The 4,357-nt window shown below is 35.9% G+C and carries 5 protein-coding genes; 1 reads left to right on the top strand and 4 read right to left on the bottom strand.

Annotated elements, in window-relative coordinates:
• The 4 genes from A9239_RS16230 to A9239_RS16215 all read right to left on the bottom strand — a co-directional run.
• Positions 1 to 1,014, bottom strand: a 1,014-nt coding sequence (locus A9239_RS16230; protein WP_176722174.1) for a pentapeptide repeat-containing protein, incomplete at its 3' end; no start/stop codon positions are given.
• Between the two features lie 192 nt (positions 1,015 to 1,206).
• Positions 1,207 to 1,644, bottom strand: coding sequence for a hypothetical protein (locus A9239_RS16225; protein WP_048155421.1), 438 nt, complete (start codon positions 1,642 to 1,644; stop codon positions 1,207 to 1,209).
• Between the two features lie 358 nt (positions 1,645 to 2,002).
• Positions 2,003 to 2,461: a hypothetical protein gene (locus A9239_RS16220; protein ID WP_048117763.1), complete on the bottom strand. Its 459-nt coding sequence runs from the start codon at positions 2,459 to 2,461 to the stop codon at positions 2,003 to 2,005.
• 299 nt (positions 2,462 to 2,760) lie between these two features.
• Positions 2,761 to 3,384 (bottom strand): pentapeptide repeat-containing protein, encoded by a 624-nt coding sequence (locus A9239_RS16215; RefSeq protein ID WP_230629177.1) that lies wholly within the window; start codon positions 3,382 to 3,384, stop codon positions 2,761 to 2,763.
• Positions 3,385 to 3,698: 314 nt separating this feature from the next.
• Here A9239_RS16215 and A9239_RS16210 point away from each other — a divergent pair, with 314 nt between their 5' ends.
• On the top strand, positions 3,699 to 4,340 hold the full coding sequence (locus A9239_RS16210; RefSeq protein ID WP_048155422.1) for a sugar O-acetyltransferase: 642 nt from the start codon (positions 3,699 to 3,701) through the stop codon (positions 4,338 to 4,340).
• Positions 4,341 to 4,357: the final 17 nt, after the last annotated feature.

Genomic DNA, 4,357 nt, shown 5'->3' with positions numbered 1-4,357 from the left:
AAAGCTAATTTGAGATTCTCCTTCAAGGTTAGCTCCTTCAAAGTGAGCTTTTTTAAGGTTAGCTTCACAAAGATAAGCTTTTTTAAGGTTAGCCCCTTCAAGGTGAGCCTCTTCAAAGTTAGCCTCTTTGATAATACTATTACCACTGAAGCAAATCTCTGTAAAATCGGCTCCTTTAAGGTTAGCTCCCTGAAGGTTAGCTCCTTTAAAGTTAGCTCCTTCAAGGTTAGCTCTTTCAAGGTTAGCTCCTTCAAGTTTAGCTTCTATTAAATTCGCTCCATAAAGGTCAGCTCCTTTAAGATGAGCTTTCCTAAGGTCAGCCCCTTCAAGATGAGCTTTCCTAAGGTTAGCCCCTTCAAGATGAGCCTTCTCAAGGTCAACATCTTGAAGACAAGCACCTTGCAAATTTAGACGATTGACCTCTCCACAATTAAAATACTTTTTGCATCTTTCAAGAATCATAAGAACTGCTGGAAAACGACTCTTTTGCAAATTTGCAAGGTATGTCTCCCCACCATTAAAAGATTTTTTGCGCCTTCCAAGAACCGTAAGAACTGCTTGAATATCTAAAGGCACTTTCTTTGTTTCTAGGACTTCTTTTGTTGTGCTTTCGTTAGCTTGAATATCCATGGAGAGGTATGTAATTTTTTTATTTTCAAATATTTCAGCACTCGAATTCTTTCTAACGTAAGCTGTTAGAATTTCCATAATTGGCCAATAGTCACTTTCAGATTCATTTGCAATTCTTTCAAGGGCATATATCCCACCCAATTTTAATTCCAACTGATCCTTTCCTAGTTGTTCGATCGCGTTAGTAAAACGCTCAGTGACCTGACCATCCTTAAGCGTTAGAATTTTTTCGTAAGTAAAAAAAAGCCCAGCTATGACCACAAGGCTTCCAAGCGTCTGGATAATAGTTATACGATACTGGTTTTCTAAATTCGCTCTCTCTACTGTGTTGTTCATGCTGATATTGAGTTGATTAACTTGCCATTGTGGAAAATACCACCACATCAACAACCCAGCGGCGAGAAGAATTAAGCCAATTGTCTGATAACTTTTCTTCATTTATCTCAACGCGATTAATAATAAATTGAATAAAAATGGAAATAGTTCCAATATATTATAAATCTCTCGAAAAAATTGAAATTAATCAGGCTTCTCCTATGCAGGCTCTAGATAAAGCAAAAGCCATGTTCTCGTTTTTTACTCTGGATTTTTTGAAATCTTTTCCATTACGTGTTTTCCAACATACGTCAATACAATTAAGTATATACCAAAGAATTGGTCGGATTCTGGGAAAAATATCTGTGGAACTGACATCATAAGAACAAAGATTCCAAATGCAAGCCACTTAAATGCGTTCATTATTCCTGTTGACGGATCATTGGAATAAGCGCGCTTTATTTGATATTTTGTCCACATTCCGAGAAGGATAGACACCGTAAAGCAAAATGCAGCTAGAAACAATATTACTTTTATTAATGAACCGCTTTCGTATTCGTTAAAATTGATTGTTTGGATCGCGTATACTACGAACCATAATAATAATGCAGCGAACCCAATAATTTGGATCATTCTGTCTTTTATGAAACATGAAGATGGTTCGATTTTATTATAAGCTCGAAGATTTTCAGTACCCAATCAATCACCTTTCTTAACACTTAGCGATTTTAGCGATTAATCTTAGGTACGTCTTAATAAATTTATCTTTCTATTTTTAAACAAATTTTTACTGGAGCTCTTCTAAACTCAATTGTTCCATAACAATATGAATATCAGAGTTTTCACCGATTAATAGATGGTTAAATATCTAAAACACAGGAAAATAAGCCCAAAAGCGAAGTATTTCTAATCTGGATAAGGGATTATGGGAGCTTCTTATTAAAACACAGGGATTTAGAATAAGCCGTCTTTTACTCTTAAGTTCAGCCAGGATTTACTCCAGGTTTTTTGAAATCTTAGACAGCTTTTTCCGTTCTTACATGCAGATTCTTTCTTGTTAGTTTTCTATTTTTTTTAAAAGCTCCTTTGTGACATATTTTCCCGCATACAGTAATAAAATTAAGTACATCGCAAAGAGTTTGTCGGATTCTGGGAATGATATAAGTGGAAGTGATATCGTGAGAACAACAAGTCCTAATGTAAACCAGACAATTATATTAGTTATCCGATCTGACGGATCATTAGAATAAACGCGTTTTATTTTATAATATGTCCACGTCCCTAGAAGAATAGACACTGTAAAGGAAAACGCTGCTAGAAATAATATTGCTTTTATTAATGAACCATCGTCAATTAATGTGCCATTTTCATATTCGTTAAAATTGATTGCCCTGATCGCGTATACTACGAGCCATAATAGTAATGCAGAGAACTCGATAATTTGGATTATTCTATCTTTTATCGAAAATGAAGATGGTTCAATTTTATTATAAGTCCGAAGACTTTCAGTATCCAATCAATCACCTATCTCAAAACTTAGCGATTTTAGCGATTAACCTTAGGTACGTCTTCCTAAATTTATCTTTTGATTTTAACCAATTTTTACTGAAGATTTACTGAACTCGATTATTCCATAGACAATAGAAATCAAGGATTTTTATTGATTAGTAGAATTAGTTAAAGCAAAAAAGCATAAGGAATGCAGAAGCAAAACTAAAAGCATCTGGAAGACACGATTTTGCCATAAACAATTTTCAGATCTACTCTCCTCTGATAGATCTACTTTCCTCTGATTTATGTGCATAAGCCAATGCCTTACACAATTTTGATTCCCAGAATCCGCGCAAGTTCTATTGCTTGCTCTGCATTGACTATAGCCCCTCTTAGTTCCTTGCATGTATCGGATACTGTAATCCCATCAATAATACAATCCGTTAAATCGATGTCTTTGAGTAAGGTTTTAAAGAAATCCGCACCTGTGAAATTAACCACTTTCAGCTTTGGTTTCTTTAGCCGAATCTCAGATAAGAAGGCTTCCGTAAAATTGCAGTCATAAATGGTGCAGTTCTCCAGTACAGAACTTGAAAAATCTGCATATCGAAAAGAATCGTCCGTTAAAGAGGTTTCTTTCATGCAGCTCTTGCTGAAGTTACCGCCATCGCCCTTGCATTTTAACATTTTGGAGCCTTTCCAGTAGCTGTCCATAAATCTGCAATTCGCAAAATTACAGCTATCAAACACCGAATTGTAAAAGAGGGCTTTTGAAAAATCACAATTGTTGAACTGGCATTGTATTAACTGTACCGATTCAAATTCTATCCTTGCGATATCGACGTCCGAAAGCGTCTCGCCTTCAAAGAGCATATTTTCTATATAATTGTCATCAGATTTTGCGGCTATAATTTTGCTTTCCAACATATTTCCATCACTTTCCAACATGCTTCCATCTCCATATATTGATGTTTCCAAATGATTATACTAAATAGGACTTGTGTACCAGTAGGCTACATCTACTGTTTTGCTTTTCGACCTTTCTTCGTACTATACTTTTCTAAACCCAATTATTCTATATATTATAGAGTATAGAAGAAAAAACCCTAAATAATATTAACAAATTCAACTGGTAAAATAGTAGTTTCTGACGTCACATTTCAATTATTTATATAACACACAAATAAATAGAAATTTCATGGTTTCTCTATCGAAGTCACAATGTCAAAAATTAATATTTGAGAGATGGAGGAAACTCTCAGATGAGAGAAGAAGAAAAGATATTTTCGGGCAAAATGTTTGATCCACGCAAAAAAGAACTGAAAGACATCAAGCATAAGGCGCACACTGCATGTCAAAGATACAATGCAATGGACGAATATGATCCCGACCGTTTGCCAGTTATCGAGGAATTCATCGGCGGCATCGGCAAGAAATATTATTTTCAAGGACCTATCCAGTTCAATTACGGCTGTCACACCTTTATTGGAGAAAACTTTTTTGCAAATTTCAATCTTATGGTGATGGACGACGCACGTATTTATATTGGTGACAATGTATGCTTCGGGCCAAATGTTTCGTTAATGGCCACTTCTCATCCCCTGATCGCCCAGGAACGTATGGGAATAGATGAAAACGGAAACACAACAATGGCTGAATACGCCGAAGAAATCCATATCGGCAACAATGTGTGGATCGCATGTAATGTTGTTGTATTGGGCGGCGTACATATAGGAAACAATGTAGTACTCGGTGCCGGCAGCGTCGTAACAAAAGATATTCCGGATAACCATCTTGCTTTTGGCGACCCTTGCCGTCCGGTTCGTCCGATCACCGAAGCCGACAGTAAAAAGCATTTGATTTTAGAAGAAGATCTCAAGCATTTTGGATATAACATTAAATAATTAAGGTCAAATTAAGG

The sequence above is a fragment of the Methanosarcina sp. A14 genome (assembly GCF_001729375.1).
GTDB lineage: Archaea > Halobacteriota > Methanosarcinia > Methanosarcinales > Methanosarcinaceae > Methanosarcina > Methanosarcina barkeri.
Note: the sequence above shows the minus strand (reverse complement) of the source record. Positions and strands in the feature narration are given on the sequence as shown.

Bases quoted from the DNA above. Each gene is read 5' to 3' on its own strand.
- A9239_RS16210 (WP_048155422.1), top strand. From the start codon at position 3,699: ATGAGAGAAGAAGAAAAGATATTTTCGGGCAAAATGTTTGATCCACGC.
- A9239_RS16215 (WP_230629177.1), bottom strand. From the start codon at position 3,384: ATGTTGGAAAGTGATGGAAATATGTTGGAAAGCAAAATTATAGCCGCA.